This is a genomic window from Pseudomonas sp. GW823-FHT02E01, from assembly GCF_058797535.1.
Genome location: NZ_JBXAJS010000012.1, coordinates 12,498 through 39,069 on the forward strand (window position 1 = coordinate 12,498; position 26,572 = coordinate 39,069).

Sequence of the window (26,572 nt, forward strand, 5' to 3'; positions counted from 1 at the left end):
TTCCGAGAGAAGACCGCTTTCCCATGCCCAATTCATCTCAATGTTCTTTTTTGCGCCTACTGCTGGTCGGCTTGCTCGCCTGCCTGCTGCCATCCCTGGCCAGCGCCGACGAAGCCAAGCGCCTGCGCATCGGCATCACCCTGCATCCCTACTACAGCTACGTGGCGAACATCGTCGGCGACAAGGCCGAGGTGGTGCCGCTGATTCCGGCCGGTTTCAACCCACATGCCTACGAGCCCCGCGCCGAAGACATCAAGCGCATCAGCGGGCTGGACGTGATTGTGCTCAACGGTGTCGGCCATGACGACTTCGCCGACCGCATGATCGCCGCCAGCGAAACCCCGAACGTGCCGGTAATCGAAGCCAACGAGAACGTACCGCTACTGGCCGCCACCGGCGTGGCCGCACGCGGTGCCGGCAAGGTGGTGAACCCGCACACCTTCCTGTCGATCAGCGCCTCGATTGCCCAGGTCAACAACATTGCCCGGGAGCTAGGCAAGCTCGATCCCGCCAATGCCAAAACCTACACCGAGAACGCCCGCGCCTACGGCAAGCGCCTGCGCAAGATGCGCGCCGACGCCCTGGCCAAACTGACCCAGGCACCGAACGCGGAACTGCGGGTGGCCACGGTACACGCGGCCTACGACTATCTGCTGCGCGAATTCGGCCTCGAAGTGACGGCCGTGGTCGAGCCCGCCCACGGTATCGAGCCAAGCCCGAGCCAGCTGAAAAAAACCATCGATCAACTGCGTGAACTGGACGTGAAGGTGATCTTCTCGGAGATGGACTTTCCTTCCACTTACGTCGACACCATCCAGCGCGAATCCGGCGTGAAGCTGTATCCGCTGTCGCATATTTCCTACGGCGAATACACCACCGACAAGTACGAAAAGGAAATGACCGGCAACCTCGACACTGTGGTGCGGGCGATTCAGGAGTCGGGCCAATGACATCGAAAGAAACTATCCTGGCCGATGCAGAATCCCCACAGGTTTCGGGGCCGACATTGGATTTTGCAGGCGTCAGCCTGACGCTCGGGCGCACGACGATCCTCGACAACGTAACCTTTCAGGTCCGCCCCGGCAGTGTGCACGCACTGGTCGGCCCCAATGGCGGCGGCAAGAGTTCGCTGATCAAGACCCTGCTCGGGCAAATGCCTCACCAGGGCCGCTTGAGCCTGCATTGGCCAGCCGAGCCGGGGACCATCGGCTATGTGCCACAGGCACTGGAGTTCGACCGGGGCCTGCCAATGACCGTCGACGATTTCATGGCCGCCATGTGCCAGCGTCGCCCGGCGTTTCTCGGTTTGAGCAAACACTACGCGGCGGCGATTGGCGAGGCGCTGGAGCGGGTCGGCATGCAGGACAAACGCAAGCGCCGCATGGGCGCGCTGTCCGGCGGCGAACGGCAACGGGTGTTGCTGGCCCAGGGGCTGATTCCGCCTCCGCAATTGCTGGTGCTCGACGAACCGATGTCGGCCCTCGATGAGGCCGGTATCCGGGTGTTCGAACGCTTGCTCGGCGACTGGCGAGCGGCGGGCATCACCGTACTGTGGATCGAGCACGACCTGGAAGCGGTCGGGCGCCTGGCCGATCACGTCACCGGGCTCAATCGCCGGGTGCTGTTCGACGCCACGCCGCAACAGGCGCTGACACCGGAGCGTCTGTTGAACCTGTTCTCGACCCACCCACGGAGCCTTGCCTGATGAGTTACGAAGCTTTTCGCCTGATGGTCCAGGGCTGGGCATCGTCGGGTTATCTGCCCGAGGCGCTGGCCTATGGATTCGTGGTCAACGCCCTGCTCGCCGGCCTGCTGATCGGCCCGGTACTGGGAGGCCTGGGCACGTTGGTGGTGGTCAAGCGCTTCGCGTTTTTCTCCGAGGCGGTCGGTCACGCCGCCCTGACCGGCGTGGCCATCGGCATCCTGCTCGGCGAACCCTACACCGGCCCCTACGGCAGCCTGTTCGGCTACTGCCTGCTGTTCGGCATCCTGCTCAATTACCTGCGCAACCGTACCGGTCTGGCGCCAGATACCTTAATCGGCGTGTTTCTCTCGGTGTCGCTCGCCTTGGGCGCGAGCCTGCTGCTGATTCTGGCGGGCAAGATCAACGTGCACATTCTGGAAAACGTGCTGTTCGGCTCGGTGCTGACGGTCAATGGCAATGACCTGCTGGTGCTGGCCATCGTCGGTTCGCTGGTCATGGCCCTGGCCTTGCCTTTGTACAACCGCATCATGCTCGCCAGTTTCAACCCGCAGTTGGCGGCGGTGCGCGGGGTGGCGGTGAAAACCCTGGATTATCTGTTCGTGATTCTGGTGACGCTGATCACCGTCGCCGCCGTGAAGGTCATCGGCGCGATTCTGGTGGGCGCCCTGCTGGTGATTCCGGCCGCCGCGGCACGCCTGCTCAGCCAATCGCTGAAGGGCTTTTTCTGGTGTTCGGTGCTGATCGCCACGGTCAGCACACTGTGCGGGATTCTTGCACCGATTGTCTTCGACCTGCCGATCCCGTCCGGCGCCGCGATCATCCTCGTGGCCGGTATCGCCTTCGCCCTGGCCGCCATCGCGCGCGGCGTCGTCCCCAGCCTGAAAGGGAACCTTGGATAAATGATTTTTTCACTGCGCCAACTGACCCTCGCCATCGCCCTGTGCGGGCTGGCGACAACGACCATGGCCGCCGACAACGGCAAACCGCTGCGTGTGCTGGCCTCCTTGCCGATTACTTATGGTCTTGGTGAGGTCTTGCTCAAGGGCACCGATGTCAGCCTCGAACGCGCGACCCCGGCCAACCTGCCCGGCAGCCGCCAGACCGCCTACTTCACCGGCCGTGGCGCCCCGGCGCTGGCCAAACTGGCAAGCGACGCCGATGCGGTGATCGGCCTGCGCTCACTGTGGCCGGATGACCCGCTGTACCCGATCGCCCGGCGCAGCAATATCCGCATCGTCGAAGTGGACGCCGCTCGCCCCGTGGACGGCGCCCTGCCCGGCATAGCTGTACAGCCCGACAACAAGGTCGACGGGCTGAACAGTCAGCCGTGGTTCTCCAGCAATAACATGGGGCGCATGGCCGATGTGATGGCGGCGGATCTAGTGCGCCTGGCCCCCAAGGCCAAGCCGAAGATCGACGCCAACCTGGCATCGCTCAAGCAGCGTTTGCTCAAGCTCAGTGCTGACAGCGAAGCGCGGTTGGCCAATGTGGACAACCTCAGTGTGATGAGTCTCAGCGATCACTTCGGCTACCTGATCGGCGGTCTCAATCTGGAATTGATCGGCCAGGATGCACGCGCCGATGCCGAGTGGACACCGGAGGCGCTGAAGCAATTGGGCGCAACGCTCAAGGACAATGGCGTGACGGTGGTGCTGCATCACCGGCAGCCGTCGGATGCGCTGAAAGCGGTGATTGCCGGGTCGGGTAGCCGATTGGTGGTGTTGAGTACCGATGCCGAGGACCCGGTCGCGGAACTGGAGGGGAATGTGGATTTGCTGATCAAGGGGTTGAGCGGCGTTTAAGGTCTGTACGACCGCGTTATCGTTCATCGCGAGCAAGCTCGCTCCCACAGGATATGTGCCATGCCGCAGATCACTGTGGGAGCGAACTTGCTCGCGATAGCGGCCTGATAGGCGACACAAGACTCCAGACCTGAAAAAGCCCGCTGACTGTCACCAGTCCAGCGGGCTTCTTTTTGCGTGACGGATCAGTGCGCCACAGCCGCCTGCTCGTCCATCTTCTGCCGCAGGCTCAATGGACGCATGTCGGTCCAGGTTTCTTCGATGTAGGCCAGGCATTCCTTTTTCAGCCCGCTTTTACCCACGGTGCGCCAGCCTTGTGGCACAGCTTTGTAGTCGGGCCAGATCGAGTATTGCTCTTCGTGGTTGACCACGACCTGAAAGAGGATGTCCTCGCGGTCGAATACTGACGTCATGCTGTCTCTCCATCGTTTTCGGGCGGGTTGCGTTGTGCACGCAACCGTTATGTAGAAGGAACGATCCGCAGGGCGGAAAATTTAAGGATGGGCCGTGGCGGCGGCCAGGGCTCGCCCGAAAATCTCGGCCACGCGATCGATTTGCGCAGCGGTAATCACCAGTGGCGGCAGGAAGCGCACCACCGCGCCGTGGCGGCCACCGAGTTCCAGGATCAAGCCACGCTTGAGGCATTCGCGCTGCACCAGTGGTGCCAGATGGGCGAAAGCCGGTGGATGGCCTTGGGCATCCAGCGCGCCCGTCGGGTCCACCAGTTCGACGCCGAGCATCAAGCCACGTCCGCGAATGTCCCCCAGTTGCGGGAAGTCCCGCTGCAGGATGCGCAGGTGCTCGGCCAGACGCTCGCCCATCGCGGCGGCATGCTCGCAGACCTTGTGTTCGACCAGATAACGCATCACCGCGCAACCGGCGGCCATGGCCATCTGGTTGCCACGGAACGTCCCGGCATGGGCGCCCGGCAGCCAGGTGTCGAGCCAGTCGCGATAGACCACCACCGCCAGCGGCAGGCTGCCACCGATGGCCTTGGACATCACCACGACATCGGGAATGATCCCGGCATGCTCGAAAGCGAACATCTTCCCGGTGCGGGCGAAGCCACTCTGGATTTCATCGACGATCAGCGCGACACCCGCCTGTTCAGTGATCCGCCGCACACCGCGCAACCAGTCCAGATCCGCCGGAATCACCCCGCCCTCGCCCTGCACCACTTCCACGATCACCGCCGCCGGCAATTGCACACCAGCCTCGGGATCATTGAGCAGGTTTTCCAGGTAACTCAGGTTGGCTTTGACCCCTTGCGCGCCGCCGAGCCCGAACGGGCAGCGGTAATCGTAGGGGTACGGCATGAACTGCACGCCGCTGCCGAGCAAGGCGCCCAAGGGCTTTTTCGGCCCCAGACTGCCCATCAGGCTCAACGCGCCCTGACTCATGCCGTGATAGCCACCCTGGAACGAGATCACGGTGCTGCGACCAGTGGCGGTACGCACCAGTTTCAGTGCCGCTTCCACGGCGTCGGTGCCGGTCGGGCCGCAAAACTGGATCTTCGCTTCAGCGGCCAGGGCAGGCGGCAGCAGCCCGAACAGATCCTGGACGAACCGGTCCTTGACCGGTGTGGTCAGGTCCAGGGTGTGCAGCGGCAGCTCATCGGCCAGCACTTGCTGGATGGCTTCGATCACCACCGGGTGGTTGTGCCCCAGGGCCAGGGTTCCGGCTCCGGCCAGGCAATCGATGAAGGTGCGGCCTTCGACATCTTCGACGTAGATGCCCTTGGCGCGCTTGAGTGCCAGGGGAATGCGTCGCGGATAGCTGCGGGCGTTGGATTCCTGCCGGCTCTGACGGGCGAGCAATGGCGATTCGTTGAATTGATAAAGCGTCTCGGCGGACGTCGCCGGCTGCTCTTCGATAAGGTTGGTAGCGACTGACATCTCTCGACCCCTCAATAAGGTTTTCCTGTTCTGGAAACGCATCAGCGCTTGAGGGATTTAGGCGGTAACACGGAAACCTTTGCAGGAGCGAGCTCTGCTCGCGATGGACTCAAGAACAGCGCGTGCATTCAGAAAGCACGCGTTATCGTTATCGACCATCGCGAGCAAGCTCGCTGCTACAGGGGAGGTGGTGTTTTTCAGACCGGTTGCAGCGGCATCGTCAGCTCAACCCGCAAGCCGTCCGGCCGGCTATCGAAATGCAGCGTGCAACCGCAACGCTGAACGATGGCCTGCACAATCGCCAGCCCCAGACCACATCCGGTGCTCTGACCGTTGCGCCAGAAGCGCTGGGTCAGGTGTTGCAGATCTTCTTCGGCAATCCCCGGCCCATGGTCGCGCACCACAAACTGCACACGATTGCCGGTGGTTTCCAGGCTCAACTCCACCGCTTTGTCGGCGGGAGTATGGCGCAGTGCGTTGTCGAGCAAGTTGCGCAGCGCGGCAATCGACAGCACGGCGGGCATTTGTACCGGCGCCGCGGAGACCTTGCCCGGCACCTGAAACCTGATGCGCTGGCGATCGCCGCTTGCCGCGTCCTGGATCGCCAGTTTCGCCACTTGTTCGGCGTTGCACTGCACACCGTCGTCGAATGACAGGCTGCCCTCGACGCGCGCCAACAACAGTAATTGTTCGAGGGTCCGGTGCATGCGGTCGGCGCCCTCTTCGGCCCGGGCCAGGGACTGGTCCCGGGCGCTGCCTTGCGTCATCCGCGCCACTTGCAGGTGGGTCTTGATCGCGGTCAGCGGGCTGCGCAGCTCGTGGGCCGCGTCTCCGGTCAGGCGACGTTCGCGCTCGATGGTCTTGCCGATGCGCTGGAGCAACTGGTTCTGGGTTTCCAGCAAGGGTTGCAGCTCGCTGGGCAGTGGCTGGATCTGCAAGGGTTCGAGGGAGTCGGCGCTGCGGCGCATCAAGGCATCGCGCATGCGGTTGAGCGGCGCCAGCCCCTGGCCGATGCCCAGCCAGAGCAAACACAGGCAACCGAGCAGCGCCACGCCCACCGGCACCGAAGCGGCCAGCAGGATCGACATGTTCAACGCCTCACGCTCGATCTGCCGGTCGGCGGTGGTGATGCGCAGATCGCCCCGGGCCAATGTGAAACTGCGCCACGGCGCGCCGTCGATCATCTGATCGTGAAACCCGAGTTTCTCGGCCTCCAGGGTCTGCTGCGGATCGGAGTGACTGCGGGCAAGGATTTCGCCGCGCAACGAGCTGACCTGGCACGCCATGCCACCCGGAATGTTCAGCTGTTCGGCACTGAAGTGGGTGCCCTCGCCCTTGCTCGGCACGGGCGGCAGTTGCTCCATCAGGCCGGCGACCATGCGTGCCGAGGCCACCAGGCGCTGGTCGAGGGAAAACATCATTTGATTGCGCAGATCGCTGAGCATCCAGGCCGCGGCCAGGGCCCAGATCAAGGCAAATGCGGCGCCGAGCGTCAGACTCAGGCGCAAACGCAAACTCATCACTTCGATTTTTCTCCGCCATCAGCCGGCCCCAGGCGATAGCCCAGGCCGCGCACGGTCTCGACAATGCCGTTGCCGAGCTTGCGCCGCAGGTGATGGATATGGACGTTAAGGGCGTTGCTTTCCAGTTCGTCGTTGAAACCGTAGACGCTGTCCTTGAGTTGCTCGGTGGACAACACACGGCCACGGTTATGCAGCAAGGCTTGCAGCAATGACTGCTCACGGCGCGACAGGTCCACCGGCTGCCCCGCGAGCGTGGTTTCGCGGCTGCTCGGGTCGTAGGTCAGGGCACCATGCTCGATCAGGTTGACGCTGCGCCCCGCCACCCGCCGCAACAGCGTGTGCAAGCGTGCAGCGAGTTCGCGCAAGTCGAACGGTTTGAGCAGATAGTCGTCGGCACCGGCTTGCAGGCCATCGACTCGATCAGTGACCGAGTCCCGGGCGGTGAGGATCAAAACCGGCAACTCCAGCCCTTGATGGCGCAACTGCTGCAGCAGCTTGAGGCCATCCTCGTCCGGCAACCCAAGGTCGAGCACCATCACGTCGAACTCCGCCACCTTGAGCATCGCCCGGGCGGCGGACGCCGTGGCGACGTGTTCCACGGTCAGGCCCTGGGCGGTCAGGCCGGCGACGATACCGCTGGCGATCAGCTCATCGTCTTCGCAAACCAGTACGTGCATGGGCGCTCCAAAAGTAAAAACCAGAGTCAAACACCTGTGGATTAAGGCGCAATTATGACAAGGGGACTGACTGACGAACAGCACGGAAAAGCTCCAGCCCATCCGTCGCGCCCGACACGCGCGTTTACAGGAACACGCAAGATTAATCACCTCAACTAGCCTGGAAACATAAAGCCGATAAAAACACCTTAAACTCATTCAAGTAAAAACGATAATCTCGCACCAACTTCGAAAACCGAAAACAGCACATCTCGAAGTACTTCAGCACTTAAACAATCTGAAAGGAATCAGATCATGCCAGAACTTAAAAATTTTGTAGCTGTCGACCACCGTAACGGACCCGATCGCATTTACTTTTTTTTCAAGGACACAAACACCTACTCTCGTTTCAACTTGGGGGACAACAAGGCCGCGGATAACCACCCCCCCTCTGTAGTCTCTCACTGGGACGACTTCGACCAACATGTGAAAGACCTGCGTTTCGGATTTAATACTTCGGGCCGCAATTGGAACCTCGAATTCGAAAGTGATATAACTTGGTTTTTCTATTACAATGGCAATACACCGATGGTATGCAAGTACGATCAACAAAACGACAAAGTAATATTCAAAAAAAACATTTCAGAAACTGACTGGTCGCCACTACAACCTTACTTTGACAGAATTATTGGTGTCATGTGGGATGAAAAAGCGGAAATCAAGCACACTTTCCACATATTGCTGAATGACGGAAACTATCTCACCTACAGTCCGTGGTTGAAAAAAGCACCGAAATTAAAACCCCTCAAAGACTCTATATGGGGCAAATTGGAGCAATATAGAGGTCGCATGATAACGGCAGCACTTAACGACTACCCACTACTCGACACATTTTTTTATATTTTCCTGACCAATAATGAATATCTGAGATTTGACGTGAATAAACGGAGTATATCGGATCCGATCGCGATCGATGAAGAGTCGTGGCCAGGACTAATTGCAAACTAAGCATCAGCACCCACATGATTCGGGCACCCTTCATCGATCAACTGCCCGAAAAGCTGGAATCAAACGACGCATTTTTAATGCCACAACGGACGGGGTTAATCATCGGTTAATCGCCACCCGCCACTGTGCACCTCATTAGCACAGGACAAAGGCTTATCCATGCGTCGTCTGTTTTTACTTTTTACTCTCTTGATCGTGGGCCTGGCCCAGGCGGGAACCAATCCGTTCGACACCAAACCTGAATTCCTCCCGGTTGATAAAGCCTTCGCGTTTACCTCTGAACGCCTGGAATCCGGTGAAACCCAGCTCTATTGGCAGATCACCGACGGCTATTACCTGTATCAGAAACGCTTGAAGTTCGATGGCTTGCCTGCCGACCAGCATCCTGTGCTACCGGAAGGCGAAGCCCACAGCGACGAGTTTTTCGGTGAACAGCAAGTCTACCGTCAGGGCCTGGAACTGAAAATTCCGGCGGGTGCCAGCGGTCAAGTCAAGGTCAGTTACCAGGGCTGCGCCGATGCCGGTTTGTGTTATCCGCCACAAACCAGAGTCGTGGACCTGGGCAATACCAATGCACTGAATGCGGCCACTGAAGCGCCGGACCAGGCGCTGGCCAGCAGCCTGCAACAACGGGCGCTGGGCTGGAGCCTTGTGCTGTTCTTCGGCCTGGGCCTGTTGCTGGCCTTCACGCCTTGTTCACTGCCAATGCTGCCGATTCTGGCTGGGTTGATCGTCGGCAGTGGCGCCACGCCCAGACGCGGATTCGCCCTGGCCAGCAGTTATGTGGTCAGCATGGCGCTGGTGTATGCGGCGATGGGTGTCCTGGCCGCCTCCCTCGGGGCGAACCTGCAAGCCTGGTTGCAGAACCCCTGGCTGCTGGGCAGTTTCGCGGCGATTTTCGTGTTGCTGGCGCTGCCGATGTTCGGTTTCTTCGAACTGCAACTGCCGGTGGCCGTGCGTGATCGCCTGGAAAACGTCTCGCGCAATCAACGCGGCGGCAGTCTGATCGGCGCCGGGGTGCTGGGGGCGCTGTCCGGTCTGCTGGTTGGTCCCTGCATGACCGCGCCACTGGCCGGCGCCCTGCTCTACATCGCGCAAAGCGGTAACGCGCTGCATGGCGGATTGATTCTGTTTGCCATGGGCATCGGCATCGGTGTGCCGCTGTTGCTGCTGGTGACCGTCGGCAATCGTTTCATGCCCAAGCCAGGCGCCTGGATGAATCTGGTCAAAGGCATTTTCGGTTTCCTGTTCCTCGCCACCGCATTGTTGATGCTGCGGCCGGTGCTCGACGAATCCCTGTGGGTCGGCTTGTGCGGTGCGCTGCTGTTGATCGCGGCCTACAGCGCCTGGAAGCAGTCGGAAGGTTTTGGCCGTATCGCTCACCTGTTTGGCGCCAGTTCGTTACTGCTCGGTTTATGGGGTGGCCTGTTGGTGATCGGTGCAGCCGGTGGCGGCGATGATCCGTTCAAGCCATTGCAGGTCTACCGCGCCTCGAACCAGGCTGTGGCCGCCGCGCCGGTTGGCCACGATGCCTTCATCACCATCAAGGATCCACAGGCACTGCAACGGGAACTCGACGCCGCACAGGCTCAGGGCCAGTGGGTGCTGCTGGACTACTACGCCGACTGGTGCGTGTCGTGCAAGGTCATGGAAAAACAGGTCTTCGGCAAAACCCGTGTCCTCGAAGCCTTAAGCGATGTGCGCTTGCTGCGACTGGACGTCACCGCCGACAATGCCGCCAGCCGTGAACTGCTCGGCCGTTACCAAGTGCCAGGGCCACCGAGCCTGCTGTGGATTGGCGTGGACGGTGAAGAGCGGCGCAGCCAGCGCATCACCGGCGAGGTCGATGCCGATACATTCCTGCAACGCTGGACCACCACCCGAGACGCCCGTTAATGCTGACTTTCACCCTCGGCACCTTTGCCATCGCGCTCAATCACCTGCTGTTGATCAGTGCGCTGGCGCTGGCCACTTTTGTCGGCTGGCGGGTCGCCAAGCGTGGTGGTGAAAACCCTGAGTCGGTGCTGTTCAGCCTGTTTCTGATGGGCATGCTGGCAGCCCGAATCAGTTTCGTGGCGGCCTATTGGGTGCACTATCGCAACGATCCGTGGCAGGTCATCGACCTGCGCGATGGCGGATTCCTCGCCTGGCCGGGGGTCGTGGTCGTTTTACTCACCACGCTGTATCGCGGCTGGCGTCGCCCGGGTCTGCGCCGTCCATTGGGCTTTGGCGTGGCCAGTGGCCTGGCGTTCTGGCTGTTGGCGACGTTCTCCCTGTCGATTTATGAACAAGGCACACGCCTGCCGGAAATCACCCTGCGCAACGCCGCCGGCGAAACCGTGCAACTGGCCGACTACAAGGGAGGCCCGTTGGTGATCAATCTCTGGGCCACCTGGTGCCCGCCGTGCCGCCGGGAAATGCCGGTGCTGGAAAACGCCCAGCAACAACGGCCGGACCTGACGTTCCTGTTCGTCAATCAGTCAGAAAGCATGCAAAGCGTCGCGATCTTTCTGGAAACCCAGGGCCTGAGCCTGTCCAACGTGCTGTTCGACGGCAGTGGGCGTCTGAGCCAGGCCGTCGGTTCCATGGCATTGCCGACTACGCTGTTCTACAACCCCGAGGGTCGCCTGCTGGGCAGCCATCTGGGCGAGTTGTCGGAAGCCAGCCTGGCCCGCGCGCTGGAAAACTTCGACACCGTACCCGCCACCTCTTCAAGGAAACTGCCATGCCCCGCCTCCGCCACCTGCTGACCCTGAGCCTTGGTGCTGCCCTGTTGCACCTGCCATCGGTGCAGGCCGAAGAGTTGCCCGATGCCATCAAGAAAATCGAGGCCAAAGGCGCGAAAATCGTCGGCCAGTTCGACGCCCCCGACGGCTTGCGTGGTTATGCCGCGCAATACCAGAACCGCGGCATGGCGCTGTACCTGACCCCGGATGGCAAACACGTGTTGCTGGGCAACCTGTATGACGCCGAGGGCAATGACCTGAGCAGCGCACCTTTGCAGAAACTGGTGTACGCACCGATGGCCAAGGAAGTCTGGGCCAAGTTCGAAACCAGCAACTGGATCGGCGACGGCAAGAAGGATGCGCCGCGCGTGGTGTACCTGTTCAGTGACCCGAACTGCCCGTACTGCAACATGTTCTGGGAGCAGGCCCGGCCATGGGTCAAGGCCGGCAAAGTGCAGTTGCGCCACATCATGGTGGGCATCATCCGCGAAGACAGCCCCGGAAAATCCGCCGCGCTGCTCGCCGCCAAAGACCCGGAAAAAGCCCTGCAGGATCACGAAGCCGGTGGCAAGGAGAGTTCGCTCAAGGCCTTGAAGGAAGTGCCGCCGGCGATTCAGGCAAAGTTCGCGGCCAACATGCAATTGATGGAAGAGCTGGAGTTGCAGGCGACGCCGGCGATTTTCTACATGGATGACAAGGGCAATCTGCAACAGCAGCAAGGCGCTCCGTCGCCGGATAAGTTGGCGAAGATTCTCGGGCCGAAGTGAGTTCAGCGCCCCCATCGCGAGCAAGCTCGCTCCCACAGGGAAGGTGATCACCTGTGGGAGCGAGCTTGCTTGCGATGGCGTCGGTAGATTCGACTAATTTCTGTCGGCCAAAAATGCCAACAAGGTTTCAGTCACAAACCCAGGGTTCTCCAGATTGGAAATATGCCCCGCCTCCGGCACCAGCACCCACGGGCAGCCAATCAGCTCAGCCATTTCACGGGCTTCACCCGGTGGCCGAGGCTTGTCCTGATCGCCGCACATCACCAGTGTGGTCGCTGCGTCCAGTTCGCCCAGACGCGATAACTGGTCATCGCGCCCAAATGTAATCCGCCCCATCGGCGCGATGCTTTCACGCAGGCGATCCGCGGGTAGAGCCGCGAGGGAAGCACGAAAATCCCGGTAGAGCGCCGATTGCGGATCAATGCCCGGCCGGAAGAAAATCGGCACCACGATATCCAGCAGCGCTGGCGTGATGACACCCGCCTCTTCGATCTGCTTCAACAGTGAAAAGTAATACTGGCGAGTCGGCTCCGGTTCGGCGCCGACGTAGGTGTCCATCAACACCAAGCCATTGAGCCGGTGCGCTGCCGACAACGCCAGGCGCGCGCCCCACATGCCGCCGACCGACAGGCCGACCAGCGTGACCCGCTCGATGTCCAGATGGTCGAGCAGGACCAATGCCTGACGCGCCAGGTCATCCAGCGACCTCGTACCGACAGGCAACGGCCCGGATTGGCCGTGCCCCCACAGCTCCAGGGCTATCACACGATACTGTTGCGAGAGCGCGGCAATCTGCGGCGCCCACATGGCCTGGTCCCACAGGTAACTACCGGCCAGCAGTACCGCCGGGCCGGTACCTTGATCGATGTAGTGGAGGGCTTGTCCGTCTATCGTTACGAAGGGCATCGACTGTCTCCGCGAGCACAAAGGGAGCCCGAAGACTGAGCGGCTGACGGATCGCAGTCAATCGCGAGAATGTATGCGTTTGTACAACCGCCATCGCGGGCAAGTCGGATCGCCGCACCGCCGCTCCCACAGGGATTCATGCTGATCACAAATGATGTGTTCACCACCACCCACTGGGGGAGCGAGCTTGCTTGCGATGGGGCCAGTACTGACGCCAGGGAATCAAAGCCCCTCCAGCTCCGCCATCAGGTCATTCAAGCGATCCACTTTCTCCTCGGTGAGCTCGCTGGCCGCCAACCCGTCGATGTACCGGGCCAACTCTTCCACCGTGCTGCATTCGAACATCGCCCGCAGCGGCACATCCCGTTGCAGGGATTTCTGCACCCGCGAGGCGATTTGCGTGGCCAGCAGCGAATGCCCGCCCAACTCGAAGAAATTGTCGCGAACGCCCACTCTCTCGACCTTCAGTACCTCGGCCCAAATGTCTGCCAGGGTCTGCTCCAGCTCATTGCGCGGCGCCTGGTAATCCTGGCTTTGCAATTGACCGATCTCCAGCGTCGGCAGGGCCTTGCGGTCCAGTTTACCGTTGGCGTTGAGCGGCAGCTTGTCCAGCCATAACCAGTGCAGCGGCACCATGTATTCCGGCAGTTCGGCGTGCAGGCGTTGCTTGATGCGCTCCAGGCGTTCCGCCGGATCGAGCGCAACATCCGCCGCGACCAGATAGCCCACCAGGTGCTTGCCGTTCGCCCCTTCCTGCACACCCACCGCCGCATCGCGGACTTGCGGTTGTTCGTGCAGGCGAGCTTCGATTTCACCGAGCTCGATGCGGTAACCGCGGATCTTCACCTGATGGTCGACCCGGCCGACATATTCCAGAACGCCGTCACTGCGACGGCGGGCCAGGTCGCCGGTGCGATACAGGCGCTCACCCGGTGCGCCAAACGGGTTCGGCACAAACACCGGTGCCGTGCGCAGCGGATCGCTGACATAGCCGCGACCGACCCCGGTCCCCGCCACGCACAGTTCACCCACCGCGCCCAGCGGCACCAGTTCCAGCGCTCCGTCGAGCAGGTACAATTTGTTATTGTCAGTCGGCGTACCAATCGGCAGGTAGCTGCCGCGAGTCGACGCCATATCGACGCGGAAGAACGCCACGTCATCCGAGCACTCCGCCGGGCCATAGGCGTTGACCAGACCGATCTGCGGATAGCGCAGCAACCATTGATGCGCCAGTTCCGGCGGCATCGCCTCCCCCGTCGGCAACATCCAGCGCAGGTCATCGAGGCTCATGCGTTCCTGGGCGAGCATGCCCTGGATCAGCGAAGGCACGCTTTCCAGCACGGTGATGCCCTGGCTCTGCACGTGGGCCAGCAAGCCCTGGGGATCGTGGGCAATTGCGTTTGGCACGATGTCCACCCGTGCGCCGAACAACGGCGCGGCGAGGAACTGCCACACGGAAATGTCGAAGCTTTGTGACGCCGTCTGGGCGATCACATCGGCATCACTCAGGTTCAGGTACGGCACCTTGCTCAACTGGTTGTTGAGCATGCCGCGCTGTTCGACCATCACGCCTTTTGGCAAACCGGTGGAGCCAGAGGTGTAGATCACATAGGCGAGGTTGTCCGGACTACTGTAGACACCAGGATTGTCCGCCGACAGCGCAAGGGCCTGGACTTCCTCCCAGACCAGCAGCCGTGGCCGGCTGGAGCAGCCGAACTCCTCGAGCAAGGCTTGCGCCTGCTCACGACAGGCTTGCGTGCACACCAGCAATGGCGTGCGGCTCAGATCGATGATCCGGCTCAGACGCTGACTCGGCAAACCCGGATCCAGCGGCAGGTAACCCGCCCCTGCCTTGAAGCTGCCGATGATCATGCCCAGCAAGTCGAGGCTGCGTTCGGCCAGCAAGGCCACCGGTTGATCGCGCCCGACACCGGCGGCGATCAATGCATGAGCGAGGCGATTACTGCGCTGATTCAGCTCCAGATAACTGTATTGCCGGTCCAGACAACTGGCGGCAATCCGCTGCGGGTGCCGGGCCACTTGCGTTTCAAACAATGCAACGTAGCTCTGCTCCAGCGGGTAATCGTGTTCGCTCTGGTTGCAGCCATGGATGAGGAAGTCCTGCTCCTCGGCCCCCAGCAACGGCAGGTCGGCCATGTCGCCATGGAAACCTTCCACCAATGCCAGCAGCAAACGCTTGAACTCAGCGAGCATGCGCTCGACCGTGGCCTCATCGAAGTAGCGTTGGTCGTAGGACAGGTGCAAGCCCAGGTCATCCCCCGGATAGCACACGGCCGTGAGCGGGAAGTTGGTATGGGTTCGGCCCGAATCCGAGGTCGCGTTGAGGCTCTGCGCACGGTTGAGCACCGAGACTTCCACCGGGGCGTTTTCGAACACGAACAGGCTGTCGAACAGCGGCTGGCCTTTGGGCAATTCGCTCTGTTCCTGAATGTTCACCAGCGGCAGGTATTCGTATTCACGCAGTTGCATGTTGTGGTCGAGCAGACCGCTGAGCCACTGGCGCACGCTGCATCGCTGGCCGTCCTCAGGCATTTTCACCCGCAGCGCGATGCTGTTGATGAACAGGCCGACGGTGCGCTGCATCTGCGGCATGTCCACCGGACGCCCGGCCACGGTGACGCCGAACAGCACGTCGCGATCACCGCTCAAGCGCCGCAGCACCAGCGCCCACGCCGCCTGGGCAAAGGTGTTGATGGTCAACTGATGGGCCTGGGCCAGTTCGCGCAATTGCGCACCGTCACGGGCATCGAGCCTTGCATAGCGGTCGCCGACGATCATGCCGCCGCTGTCGCCGGCATGTTCACGCAGCAATGGCCGGTCGCTCGGGATCGGCGTGGTCCGTTCGAACCCCTGCAGGTTGGTTTTCCACCACTGCCGTGCTTCGGCCAGGCTCTGATGCTGCAGCCAACCGATGTAGTCGCGATAACGTGGTGGTACCTCCAGCTGTGCTTCCCGGCCTTCGCCGAGGGCGCTGTAGATCTCGAAGAAATCATTCATCAGCAGCGAACGGCACCAGGCATCGATGAGGATGTGGTGGTTGCTCATCATGAACCAGTAACGCGCCGCGCCCACACGGATCAAACGCAAGTGGAACGGCGCCTGGTTGAGCAGATCAAACCCCGCCTCGCGTTCGGTCTTGAGCAAGGTTTGCAGCTTCGGCTCTTGCTCGGCTTCGGCGAGATTGCTCCAGTCGAGGTATTCGATCGGCGTGCTGCCCGGTTTGTGGATCACTTGCAGCATGTCTTCGCCGACGTTCCAGCAGAACGACGCGCGCAATGCTTCGTGGCGGGCGATCACTGCTTGCCAGGCCTGGGCGAAACGCTGCGGGTCCAGTTCGCTGTTGATGCGGTAGCGGTCCTGCATGTAGTACAGGCCGGTGCCCGGCTCCAGCAAGGTGTGCAACAGCATGCCTTCCTGCATCGGGGTCAACGGGTAGACGTCTTCGATGACGGCGGCCGGGACCGGCAGCGCATCCAGTTGAGCCTGGCTGAGATTCGCCAGCGGGAAGTCCGACGGTGTCAGGCCACCCGCGTCGTCACGCAGGCAATGCTCGATCAGGCTGTTCAACTCACCGAGGTAGGCATCGGCCAACTCGTCGATGGTTTGCCCATCGAAGCGTTCGGCGCTGAAAGTCCAGCGCAGTACCAGTTCACCGCCATACACCTGACCGTCGACGCTCAGCTCGTTGGGCAACGGGGCATTGGCATCGTGGGCCGCGCCAATGGCTTCATCCAGTGGATGGAACAGCGCGTCCGCCCCGAAGCTCTGGTCGAACTGGCCGAGGTAGTTGAAGGTGATCGGCGCCACCGGCAACTGCGCCATGCTGTGGCGGCTCAGGTCATCGGCCAGGTAACGCAGCACGCCATAGCCCAGGCCTTTGTGCGGCACGGCACGCAATTGCTCCTTGATCGCCTTGATCGACACGCCCTGCCCGGCGGCTTCTTCGATGTTCAGCGGCGTCAGGCGCAGTGGGTAGGCGCTGGTGAACCAGCCGACGGTGCGGGTCAGGTCGATCTCGTCGAACAGCGCTTCGCGGCCGTGGCCTTCCAGTTGAATCAGCGCCGATGGCTGACCGCTCCAGCGGCACAGCACGCGGGCCAATGCGGTCAGCAGCAAGTCGTTGACCTGGGTGCGATAGGCACTCGGTGCCTGTTGCAGCAACTGCCGGGTACGCTCGCTGTCGAGGCGCACGCTGACGGTTTGCGCATGACGATTCTGCCGCCCGCCAGCGGGGTGATCACAGGGCAAATCGGCAGTGGGCCCGGCCAGGTGCGCCTGCCACCAGCCCAGTTCTTCGCGCAGGGACTCACTGCCGGCGTAGGCATGCAGCCGTGCGGCCCAGTCCTTGAAGGCGCTGGTTTTCGCCGGCAGTTTCACCGACTGCTGCGCGTCCAGTTGGCGGTACACGGTTTGCAGGTCGTCCAGCAATACGCGCCATGAAACACCGTCGACGACCAAGTGGTGAATCGCGATGAACAGCCGTTGCTGGCCCTCGGGACCATCGACCAGCAATACGCGTATTAGCGGTCCCTCTTCGAGGTCGAGGCTGCGCTGGGCATCGGCGAACAGGGCGTGGCATTTATCCATCGACGAAACGCGTACCTGCCACAGCACCGGCGCCTCGGAAATCGGCTGATGCTGTGCTTGCCACTGACCGGCGACCTTGCTGAAGCGCAGACGCAAGGCGTCGTGCTGTTCGATTACCGCCAGCAGTGCTTGCTCCAGTCGATGAGGCTCCAGAGGTGCGGTCGGTTGCAGCAACAACGCCTGGTTCCAGTGCTGGCGCTGCGGGATATCGGTGTCGAAGAACCAGTGCTGGATCGGCGTCAGACGCGACTCACCCATGATCAAGCCCTGCTCGGCGCTGACCTGCTCGCTGCGGCTGGCCACGGCGGCGAGGGTCTGCACGGTCTGGTGCTGGAACAGGTCGCGAGGGCTGAAGTGAATGCCCTGCTGCCGTGCCCGGCTGACCACCTGGATCGACAGGATCGAGTCACCGCCCAACTCGAAGAAGTTGTCGTTGAGGCCGACCTGTCCGACGTTCAGCACTTCGCACCAGATCTGCGCGAGGCTGACTTCAAGCTCGTTGCTCGGCGCTACGTAGTGATGGCGATTCAGCTCCGGGTCCGGCGCCGGCAGCGCGCGGCGGTCGAGCTTGCCGTTGGCGGTCAGCGGCATGCTGCCCAGCAGGATCAGGTGCGTGGGCACCATGTAGTCTGGCAGTTGCGATTTCAGATGCGCCTTGAGGGCCTCGCGCAAGACCGATTGCTGTGCTTCGTTCTGTTCGGCGACGTCAGTCACCAGATAGCCGACCAGTTGCTTGCCACTCGGTGCATCGAGCGCCAGCACAACGGCTTCACGAATCGATTCGTGCTCCAGCAGACGGGTTTCGATCTCGCCCAGTTCGATGCGGAAACCACGAATCTTCACTTGATGGTCGATGCGTCCGAGGTATTCCACCAGGCCGTCGGCGCGCTGGCGCACCAGGTCGCCGGTGCGGTAGATACGTTCGCCGTTGGCGGCAAACGGATCGGCCACAAAGCGCTCCGCGGTCATGCCCGGACGCTGGTGATAGCCCTGGGCCAGACCCGCGCCACCGACGTACAACTCGCCCGTCGCACCTTGCGGCACCAACGCCAGGTCGGCGTCGAGAATGTAGGCCACGCGGTCGCCGATGATGCTGCCGATCGGCACGCTGCCAGCGCCCTCTTCCAGCACTTCAGGGGCGAGACTGGCCAGCGGCATGACCACGGTTTCGGTCGGGCCGTAGGCGTTGAAGAACAGACTCGGCTTGAAGGCTGCGCGAATGCGCGCCAGGTGTTCACCGGTCAGTGCTTCGCCGCCGGTAATGATCATGCGCACCGCCAGGGTTTCATTTTGCGTTGCCAGCCATTGCGCCAACTGGCTGCCATAGCTCGGCGTGAATCCGAGGACGTTGATCTGATGACGACGGATCAGGTCACAGATTTCTTCCGCGTCCCACTGCCCTTGAGCCCGCAGCACCACTTGCGCACCGCTGAGCAGCGGCACCAGCAAACGCTCGGTGGCGGCGTCGAAGTTGATCGAATAGAAGTGCAGTTCGCAATCGTCAGGGCGCATGGTGAAACGCTCGATCACCGCGCGGCAGTGCATGGCGATTTCGCCGTGGGATACCACCACGCCTTTCGGTTTGCCGGTCGAACCCGAGGTGTAGATCAGGTAGGCCTGATGCTGCGGCAGGCTGATCAACGGCAACTCGGTGGCCGGGTAATTGGCCAGTGCAGCGGCGTCTTCTTCAAGACACCAGCGGCCAACGGTCGCCGGCAACTCGCCCAGGGCCTTGAACATCGCCGCGTCGCTAAGCAGCAAACCGATGCCGCTGTCATTAATCATGTAATGCAAGCGGTCCAGCGGGTATTCCGGATCCAGCGGCACATAGGCGCCGCCAGCCTTGAGGATCGCCAGCAGGCCGACGACCATCTCCAGCGAGCGCTCCAGTGCCAGCCCCACACGAACCTGCGGTCCGACGCCACGCTCGCGCAGCATCCAGGCCAGGCGATTGGCCCGGCCGTCGAGTTCGGCATAGCTCAGGGTTTGCCCGGCGAAGGTCAGGGCCGGAGCGTCCTGGCGCATCAAGGCTTGCTCGGCGAACAGGTGATGGATGCACTGGTCCAGCCGATGCTCGCCCGGCTCGACGCCGAGGCTGTCGAGCAGATGTTGTTGTTCGCCACACGCCAGCAGCGGCAGGTCGCTCAAGCGCTGCTGCGGATCGGCAATCAGCGCCTCCAGCAGGTTGCGCCAATGCCCGGCCATGCGCGCAATGCGCGGCTCGTCGAACAGATCGGTGCTGTAGGTCAGGCAGCAACCCAGGCGATGGTCCAGGTCGGTGACTTCCAGGTTGAGGTCGAACTTGGTCGCGCGGGCATCGTTGGCCAGGTACTCGACCGTCATGCCGGCTAGGGTGCGGCTTTGCTGGAACTCCCAGCGCTGCACGTTGCACATCACCTGGAACAATGGGTTGTAGGCCGCGCTGCGGGGTGGTTGCAAGGCTTCCACCAGATGATCGAACGGCAGGTCCTGATGGGACTGGCCTTCGATCACCGTGTGGCGCACCTGCTCGAACAATTCGCCCACGGACATCTGCCCGTCGAGCTGGCAGCGCAGCACCTGTGTGTTGAGGAACGCGCCGATCAGCCCTTCGCTTTCCGGGCGAATGCGGTTGGCCACCGGCGCGCCGATGCGCAGATCGGTCTGGCCGCTGTAGCGGTACAGCAGCGTAGCCAGGGCGGCGGTCATGGTCATGAACAGGGTCAGGCCGTGTCGCGCATTGAACGCGCGGACCCGTGCCGCGAGGTCGTCGCTCAGGTCAAAGCGATACAACTCACCCTGATGGCTTTGCACCGGCGGACGCGGACGGTCGGCCGGCAACTCCAGCAACGGGTGTTCGCGGCCCAGTTGCGTGGTCCAGTAATCGAGCTGGCGCTGACGCTCGCCGGACTCCAGCCACTGACGCTGCCACACGCTGTAATCCAGGTACTGCACCGGCAACGGCGCCAGCGGTGATTCACGGTCATCGACGAACGCTTCGTACAGCGCGCTGAGCTCCCGGGCAAAAATGTCCATCGCCCAGCCTTCGGTGACGATGTGGTGCAGGGTCAGAACGAAGTAGTGTTCCTGTTCGGCGGTCTTGACCAGGCAGGCGCGCAGCAAGGGTCCGGTCTCCAGATCGAACGGCTGGTGCGCTTCGTCGTCGGCCAGTTGCTGGACCTGCCACTCGCGGACCTCGGCATCCAGCGCGGTGAAATCCTTCCACGCCATGCGCACGCCGGTTTGCGCGTGTACTTGCTGGCGGGCGACGCCGTCGATGCTCGGGAACGTGGTGCGCAGGGTTTCGTGACGCAGGATCAGGGCTTGCAGCGCGGCCTCGAAGCGCGCCACGTCAAGCACGCCACGCAGCCGCGCCATGCCGCCGACGTTGTAGGCCGGGCTGTCGGGCTCCATCTGCCAGAGGAACCACATGCGCTGCTGGGAATAGGACAGCGGCACCGGCTGCCCGCGGTCGACTTTTTCAATCGGCGGCTGTTTGTTGGTGCTGCCACTGGCCTGGATCAGGCGAACCTGTTCGGCAAACGCACCGAGTTCGCTGTGCTCGAACAGCGCCCGCAGCGGCAACTCGACGTCGCAGGCCTGGCGGGTGCGGGAGATGATTTGCGTGGCCAGCAGCGAGTGACCGCCGAGGGCAAAAAAATCATCGCGCAAACCGACTTGCGTCAAACCCAGCACTTCGCGCCAGATGCCGGCGATGCGTTGTTCCAGTTCTGTCACAGGCTCGACGTGCTCGCGAACCTGCCACTGCGGTTCCGGCAACGCGCGGCGGTCGAGCTTGCCGCTCGGGCCGAGGGGCATTTGGTCCAGGCGCATCAGTTGCGCCGGCACCATGTATTCCGGCAGTTCGGCGGCCAATGCGCTTTTCAGGCGCGCGGTTTGCTCGACCTCGTCCCCGGCATTGTCCGCAGCGGTGTAGTAACCGATCAACTGCGCCCCGGCCATGGTGTCGCGCACCAGCACCACGGCTTGCGCAACGCCGTCCTGGGCCAGCAGCCGTGCCTGGATTTCCTCCGGCTCGACCCGGAACCCGCGCAACTTGACCTGTTGATCGAGACGGCCGAGGTATTCGATCACGCCATCCGCCGTCCAGCGTGCCCGGTCACCGGTGCGATACAGGCGTGCGCCCGGCTCGCCCAACGGATCGACCACGAATCGTTCGGCGGTCAACGCCGGGCGACCGAGGTAACCACGGGCCAAGCCAACGCCGCCGATGCACAACTCACCCGGCACACCGACCGGAATGGGATGCAGGTCGCTGTCGAGCACGCGGCAGATCACATTGCCCAGCGGTCGGCCAATCGGCGAGCGTTCGCCATCGGCGCTGGAGCATTGCCAGTGGGTGACGTTGATCGCGGTTTCGGTCGGTCCGTAGCGATTGTGCAGTTGCACCGCCGGCAGCTGCGCCAGCACCCGGTTGCGCAGCTCCGCGGGCAAGGCCTCGCCCCCGGAGAACAGCCGGTGCAGGCTGGTGCATTCAGCACTGAGCGGTTCGTCGATGAACAGCGAAAGCAGCGGCGGCACGAAGTGCAACGTGGTCACGCCGTACGCTTGCACCAGCTGCGCGATGCGATGTGGATCGCGATGTTCGCCGGGACCGGCGATCAACAGACGTGCGCCTGTGATCAGCGGCCAGAAGCACTCCCACACCGACACGTCGAAACTGATCGGCGCCTTTTGCATCAGCACGTCGGTTTCGTTCAGGCGATAAGTGTCCTGCATCCATTGCAGGCGCTCGGCCAGCGCCGCGTGGGTGTTGCCGACGCCTTTGGGCTGGCCGGTGGAACCGGAGGTATAAATCACATAGGCAAGATTGTCGCCGTGCAGATGCAGCCCCGGCGCATGGCTTGGCCAACTGTCCAGGTGCAGGGTGTCCATGGCGATCGAACTGACACCCTCGCTGGCCGGCAAGCGCTCGAGCAGTCGGGTATGCGTCAGCAGCAATTGAACACCGCTGTCGCTGAGCATGTAGGCCAGGCGTTCGGCGGGGTAATCCGGGTCCAGCGGCACGTAGGCGCCACCGGCCTTGATGATCGCCAGCAGGCCGATCAGCAGTTGCGGCGAACGCTCGCAGGCGATGGCCACGCAGACGTCCGGGCCGACGCCTTTGTCGCGCAGGTAATGGGCCAGACGGTTGGCCTGGGTGTGGAGTTCGGCGAAGTCCATCTGGCCGCCCTCCCAGATCAACGCCGGGCGCCCAGGTGTCAGCCGGGCTTGTTGGTTGAGCGATTCGGGCAGCCATTGACTGGCCGCTGCGCAGGGTGCGCTGGCCCAGTCCGATTGCTGATGCTGCTCGGCGGCCGTCAACAGCGGCAGGTCACCGATGGCGATGTCCGTTTGCTCGCAGACAGCCCGCAGCAGGTTGCTGAAATGGTCGGCCAGGCGCTCGATGGTCGCGGCGTCGAACAGTTCGTTGGCGTAGTCGAAGGACAAGGTCAGGCGACCGTTGCGGTCTTCTTCGCTGTGCAGCTGCACATCGAACTTGGCTTCGCGGCTATGCCAAGGCAACTCTTCGGCCAACAGCCCCGGCAGGCGCTTCAAGGCGCCAAGGTCGCGTTGCTGATGGTTGAACATGACCTGGAACAGGCCCTGTTCACGGGCCTGCGGGAAGGCTTCGAGCAGTTGCTCGAACGGCAGGTCCTGATGCGCTTGCGCACCCAACGCCGCCTGACGGGTCTGCGCCAGCAGCTCAACGAATGGCAGGCGCGAGTCCACCTCGGAACGCAGCACCTGGGTATTGATGAAGAAGCCGATCAGACCCTGGGTTTCCAAGCGTGGACGGTTGGCATTGGGCACGCCGATGCGGATATCTCGTTGGTCGCTGTAGCGGTGCAACAAGGTCTGGAACGCAGCCAGCAACAACATGAAGACGGTCGACTCATGGGCCTGGGCGGTCTGACGAATCGCATCGCTCAGGGGAGCGCCCAGACACACGGTGTGGCGAGCGGCACTGTGCAGTTGTTGTGCTGAGCGTGGATGGTCGGTGGTCAGGCTCAGGGTTGGATGTTCATCACCCAAGCGGTCTTTCCAATAAGCCAGTTGCCGCTCGCCTTCCCCTTGCGCCAGCCATTGCCGTTGCCAACTGCCGTAGTCGGCGTACTGCGTCGGCAATGGCGCCAGCACCGCTTGCAGGCCCTGGGAGGCGGACGCATACAGGCGCGAGAACTCGTCGATCAACACATTCAGCGACCAGCCGTCAGCGATGATGTGGTGCAGGGTCACCAACAACTGATGGTCTTCGTCGTCGAGGCGCACCAGCGTCACCCACAGCAGCGGGCCTTTCTCCAGATCGAACAAGGTCCGTGCTTCGTCCTCGCGGATCTGCTGCGCCCGGGCCTCACGCTCGGCGGCCGGCAGGTCGCTGATGTCGATCAGTTGCAGGTTGAACTCACCGGCCGGATCGACCTGTTGCAGCGCCACGCCATCACGCTCGAAGAATCGCGTGCGCAGGGATTCGTGGCGCTCGATCAACTGCTGGAAACTGGCGCGCAAGGCGTGCTCATCCAGCTCGCCGCGCAGGCGCAAGCCGCCAGGAATGTTGTAGGCACTGCTATGTGGGTCGAGTTGCCAGGTGATCCACAGACGGTTTTGTGCCAGGGATTGCGGCATCGGTTGCTGGCGCGACAGTGCCGTGATCGCGCCCTGGGCCAGACCACCGTCCTGTTGCAGACGGGTCACGACATCGGCGAATGCGCCGAGGGTCGGCGCTTCGAACAGCAGGCGCAGGCTCAACTCCAGACCCAACTCTTCCCGCAGACGCGCCACCACTTGCGTCGCTGCAATGGAGTTGCCGCCAAGCAGGAAGAAATGATCGTCGGCGCCCACCTGCGCCACTTGCAACTGCTCACACCAGATACGTGCGATCAAGCTTTGCAGCGTCGATCCCGACTCGCTATTGCCCGTGCTTTCGTTGCTGGCCGACGGGAACACCGCGTAGCTGTCAAGGCTGCCGTCCGCCAGGCGATTGCGACACGCCGAACGCTGCAATTTACCGCTGGACGTTTTGGGCAGCGCGCCCGGATTGAGCAGCACCACCACGCTCGGTGCCTCCTGATACGCCTCGGCGACGGTCTGGCGAATGGCTTTGATCAAGGATTCAGGCGGCAGGATTTTCTGCACGCTGCGGCTGATTTCAGCGGCGATGCCGATGCCTTCCTGACCGTCAACCGTGACGGCGAAGGCGGCGACGCGTCCTTTGCGCACCACTTCCACTTCGCGCTCGACAGTCTGCTCGATGTCCTGCGGGTACAGGTTGTGCCCGCGCACGATCAGCATGTCCTTCAGGCGCCCGGTGATAAACAGTTCGCCGTTGCGCAGAAAACCCAGGTCACCGGTGCGCAGCCAGGTCTGCCCGGCGTGCTGGACGAAGGTCTTGGCGGACGCCTCGGGGTTGCGCCAGTAGCCTGAGGCGATGCTCGGCCCGCTGGCCCAGACTTCGCCGACGACGTTGTCGGCCTGTTCGCTGAGCGAGACAGGATCGAAGATCAACACCGCGTGCGCCGGCTGGCTGATACCGCAACTCATGATCGGGCTACCCTCGCCCGCTTCGACGCGGTTCTGCGCCAGGGCCTGATCGTCAACCCGCAGGTTGCCGATGCCCTGGCCGCGCGCTGTGCCGGCCACGAACAAGGTGGCTTCGGCCAGACCGTAGGAGGCCATGAAACTGTCCGCGGTGAAGCCGCAGGTCGCGAACTTCCCGGCGAAGCGCTCCAGGGTGTCGAGGCGAATCGGTTCGGAACCGGAATACGCCACGCGCCAGCCACTCAGGTCGAGCCGTTCCAGGGCCGACTCGCTGACCCGCTCACTGCACAAGCGATAGGCAAAATCCGGCCCGCCGCTGATGGTGCCGCCGTATTCGCTGATCGCCTCCAGCCAGCGTAACGGCCGACCGAGAAAATACGCCGGGGACATCAACACGCAAGGCACGCCGCTGAAAATCGGCTGCAGCAAGCCGCCGATCAGGCCCATATCGTGATACAGCGGCAGCCAGCTGACGATGACGTCGTCGGGGTTCAGGTCAATGCCGAAACCGTGGCGAATCAGCAATTCGTTGGCCACCAGATTGCCGTGGCTGACTTGCACGCCTTTGGGCAGCGCGGTGGAGCCAGAGGTGTATTGCAGGAAGGCGATGTGATCGTCCTGCAAGTCCACCGCGACCCAGCGCTCGGCCAGTGCACCGTCGAGGGTATCGACACACAACAGCGGCGGCGCGCCGTCGATCTGCTGCAACCCATCGCGCAGCCCGGCGCTGGTCAACAGCAAGCGAGGCTGGGCGTCGCTGATGATCGACAACAGGCGCTCCTGGTGATGACGGCGTGTCGACTCCGGCGGGTAGGCTGGTACCGCGATCACCCCGGCGTACAGGCAACCGAAGAACGCCGCAACGTAATCCGGGCCACTGGGGAACAGCAACACCGCGCGGTCGCCAACATCCGTCCGGGCCTGCAACGCGCCGGCAATCGTCCGTGCCCGCAGATCCAGTTCGCGATAGCTGAGCACCACAGCCTGGTCCGGGGTCTCGGCGAGAAAGCGCAGGGCCACCCGATCCGGCGTCAGCGCCGCGCGGCGCTGAAGGGCTTGGACCATTGTGCTGGGGAGTTCGAACGCGTCGGTCATGAGGTTTCCTGCCTGAATTCGGCTTGGTAGGAGCGAGCCTGCTCGCGAAAATCCGAAGAACGCCGCGGGGTGTCAGGCGCCCATCGTTGACGACCATCGCGAGCGAGCTCGCTCCTACAGGGTGATGAGGGTTGCGCTGTGCAATTCACCAATGAGAACGGATGACGTCTGGAAATAATTAGTCGCCAGGCTGGAACGCAAAGCGGACTGAAGTGAGTCAGCGTGTCGCAGTTCTCACTCTTTACCTTTGTAACGCATTAGTTCTTTTTCTCATTTGACAATCATTATCATTAAGCCTAATTTGTCGCTCGATGTGTAGGACGGCCCCCCCGGCTCATTCGCCGTCCCACTAACCTTTTGGCA

Annotated in this window: 14 protein-coding genes; 8 read left to right on the forward strand and 6 right to left on the reverse strand. The window is 62.4% G+C overall.

What is annotated here, in order from left to right; all coding sequences use genetic code 11:
• The first annotated feature begins 23 nt into the window (after positions 1-23).
• Genes AC1RDQ_RS24595 through AC1RDQ_RS24610 form a run of 4 tightly spaced genes read left to right on the forward strand, consistent with a single transcriptional unit; the run spans position 24 to position 3,507 of the window.
• On the forward strand, positions 24-950 hold the full coding sequence (locus tag AC1RDQ_RS24595; protein WP_090457004.1) for a metal ABC transporter substrate-binding protein: 927 nt from the start codon (positions 24-26) through the stop codon (positions 948-950).
• Positions 947-1,705 carry a metal ABC transporter ATP-binding protein gene (locus tag AC1RDQ_RS24600; protein WP_492588361.1) on the forward strand — a complete coding sequence of 253 codons (759 nt, stop codon included), beginning with the start codon at positions 947-949 and terminating at the stop codon, positions 1,703-1,705. The genes AC1RDQ_RS24595 and AC1RDQ_RS24600 overlap by 4 nt, the downstream gene beginning before the upstream one ends.
• Positions 1,705-2,604, forward strand: coding sequence for a metal ABC transporter permease (locus AC1RDQ_RS24605; protein WP_003226663.1), 900 nt, complete (start codon positions 1,705-1,707; stop codon positions 2,602-2,604). Before AC1RDQ_RS24600 ends, AC1RDQ_RS24605 begins: the two co-directional genes overlap by 1 nt.
• Positions 2,605-3,507 (forward strand): metal ABC transporter substrate-binding protein, encoded by a 903-nt coding sequence (locus AC1RDQ_RS24610; protein ID WP_492588362.1) that lies wholly within the window; start codon positions 2,605-2,607, stop codon positions 3,505-3,507.
• A gap of 185 nt (positions 3,508-3,692) precedes the next feature.
• Here AC1RDQ_RS24610 and AC1RDQ_RS24615 read toward each other — a convergent pair whose 3' ends face one another.
• The 4 genes from AC1RDQ_RS24615 to AC1RDQ_RS24630 form a co-directional block, all read right to left on the reverse strand.
• On the reverse strand, positions 3,693-3,920 hold the full coding sequence (locus AC1RDQ_RS24615; protein WP_057713869.1) for an MbtH family protein: 228 nt from the start codon (positions 3,918-3,920) through the stop codon (positions 3,693-3,695).
• Between the two features lie 81 nt (positions 3,921-4,001).
• Positions 4,002-5,402 (reverse strand): aspartate aminotransferase family protein, encoded by a 1,401-nt coding sequence (locus tag AC1RDQ_RS24620; RefSeq protein ID WP_492588364.1) that lies wholly within the window; start codon positions 5,400-5,402, stop codon positions 4,002-4,004.
• 197 nt (positions 5,403-5,599) lie between these two features.
• Positions 5,600-6,925, reverse strand: a complete 1,326-nt coding sequence (locus tag AC1RDQ_RS24625; protein ID WP_340313412.1) for an ATP-binding protein — start codon at positions 6,923-6,925, stop codon at positions 5,600-5,602.
• Entirely contained in the window at positions 6,922-7,602 is a 681-nt protein-coding gene (locus tag AC1RDQ_RS24630) for a response regulator (protein WP_057713866.1), read from the reverse strand. Before AC1RDQ_RS24630 ends, AC1RDQ_RS24625 begins: the two co-directional genes overlap by 4 nt.
• A gap of 294 nt (positions 7,603-7,896) precedes the next feature.
• Between AC1RDQ_RS24630 and AC1RDQ_RS24635 the strand changes: the two genes are divergently transcribed.
• The 4 genes from AC1RDQ_RS24635 to dsbG all read left to right on the forward strand — a co-directional run bounded on the left by AC1RDQ_RS24635 (position 7,897) and on the right by dsbG (position 12,082).
• On the forward strand, positions 7,897-8,589 hold the full coding sequence (locus AC1RDQ_RS24635; RefSeq protein WP_057713865.1) for a hypothetical protein: 693 nt from the start codon (positions 7,897-7,899) through the stop codon (positions 8,587-8,589).
• A 159-nt stretch (positions 8,590-8,748) separates the two neighbouring features.
• Positions 8,749-10,485: a protein-disulfide reductase DsbD gene (gene dsbD / locus AC1RDQ_RS24640; protein ID WP_492588365.1), complete on the forward strand. Its 1,737-nt coding sequence runs from the start codon at positions 8,749-8,751 to the stop codon at positions 10,483-10,485.
• Positions 10,485-11,339: a TlpA family protein disulfide reductase gene (locus AC1RDQ_RS24645; protein ID WP_492588367.1), complete on the forward strand. Its 855-nt coding sequence runs from the start codon at positions 10,485-10,487 to the stop codon at positions 11,337-11,339. Before dsbD ends, AC1RDQ_RS24645 begins: the two co-directional genes overlap by 1 nt.
• Complete coding sequence (gene dsbG, locus AC1RDQ_RS24650) at positions 11,315-12,082, forward strand: thiol:disulfide interchange protein DsbG (protein WP_492588368.1); 768 nt, start codon at positions 11,315-11,317, stop codon at positions 12,080-12,082. Before AC1RDQ_RS24645 ends, dsbG begins: the two co-directional genes overlap by 25 nt.
• Positions 12,083-12,175: 93 nt before the next feature.
• Here the strand turns inward: dsbG and AC1RDQ_RS24655 are convergent, their stop codons facing one another.
• Together AC1RDQ_RS24655 and AC1RDQ_RS24660 are read right to left on the reverse strand one after the other, a co-directional pair.
• Positions 12,176-12,988: an alpha/beta fold hydrolase gene (locus tag AC1RDQ_RS24655; RefSeq protein WP_492588369.1), complete on the reverse strand. Its 813-nt coding sequence runs from the start codon at positions 12,986-12,988 to the stop codon at positions 12,176-12,178.
• A gap of 222 nt (positions 12,989-13,210) precedes the next feature.
• A complete protein-coding gene (locus AC1RDQ_RS24660) occupies positions 13,211-26,209 on the reverse strand; it encodes a non-ribosomal peptide synthetase (RefSeq protein WP_492588371.1) in 12,999 nt (4,332 codons plus the stop codon).
• Positions 26,210-26,572: the final 363 nt, after the last annotated feature.

What these genes read in the sequence shown, in the direction of transcription:
- AC1RDQ_RS24595 (WP_090457004.1), top strand. Translation starts at nt 24, where the DNA reads ATGCCCAATTCATCTCAATGTTCTTTTTTGCGCCTACTGCTGGTCGGC.
- AC1RDQ_RS24600 (WP_492588361.1), top strand. Translation starts at nt 947, where the DNA reads ATGACATCGAAAGAAACTATCCTGGCCGATGCAGAATCCCCACAGGTT.
- AC1RDQ_RS24605 (WP_003226663.1), top strand. Translation starts at nt 1,705, where the DNA reads ATGAGTTACGAAGCTTTTCGCCTGATGGTCCAGGGCTGGGCATCGTCG.
- AC1RDQ_RS24610 (WP_492588362.1), top strand. Translation starts at nt 2,605, where the DNA reads ATGATTTTTTCACTGCGCCAACTGACCCTCGCCATCGCCCTGTGCGGG.
- AC1RDQ_RS24615 (WP_057713869.1), bottom strand. Translation starts at nt 3,920, where the DNA reads ATGACGTCAGTATTCGACCGCGAGGACATCCTCTTTCAGGTCGTGGTC.
- AC1RDQ_RS24620 (WP_492588364.1), bottom strand. Translation starts at nt 5,402, where the DNA reads ATGTCAGTCGCTACCAACCTTATCGAAGAGCAGCCGGCGACGTCCGCC.
- AC1RDQ_RS24630 (WP_057713866.1), bottom strand. Translation starts at nt 7,602, where the DNA reads ATGCACGTACTGGTTTGCGAAGACGATGAGCTGATCGCCAGCGGTATC.
- AC1RDQ_RS24635 (WP_057713865.1), top strand. Translation starts at nt 7,897, where the DNA reads ATGCCAGAACTTAAAAATTTTGTAGCTGTCGACCACCGTAACGGACCC.
- dsbD (WP_492588365.1), top strand. Translation starts at nt 8,749, where the DNA reads ATGCGTCGTCTGTTTTTACTTTTTACTCTCTTGATCGTGGGCCTGGCC.
- AC1RDQ_RS24645 (WP_492588367.1), top strand. Translation starts at nt 10,485, where the DNA reads ATGCTGACTTTCACCCTCGGCACCTTTGCCATCGCGCTCAATCACCTG.
- dsbG (WP_492588368.1), top strand. Translation starts at nt 11,315, where the DNA reads ATGCCCCGCCTCCGCCACCTGCTGACCCTGAGCCTTGGTGCTGCCCTG.
- AC1RDQ_RS24655 (WP_492588369.1), bottom strand. Translation starts at nt 12,988, where the DNA reads ATGCCCTTCGTAACGATAGACGGACAAGCCCTCCACTACATCGATCAA.
- AC1RDQ_RS24660 (WP_492588371.1), bottom strand. Translation starts at nt 26,209, where the DNA reads ATGACCGACGCGTTCGAACTCCCCAGCACAATGGTCCAAGCCCTTCAG.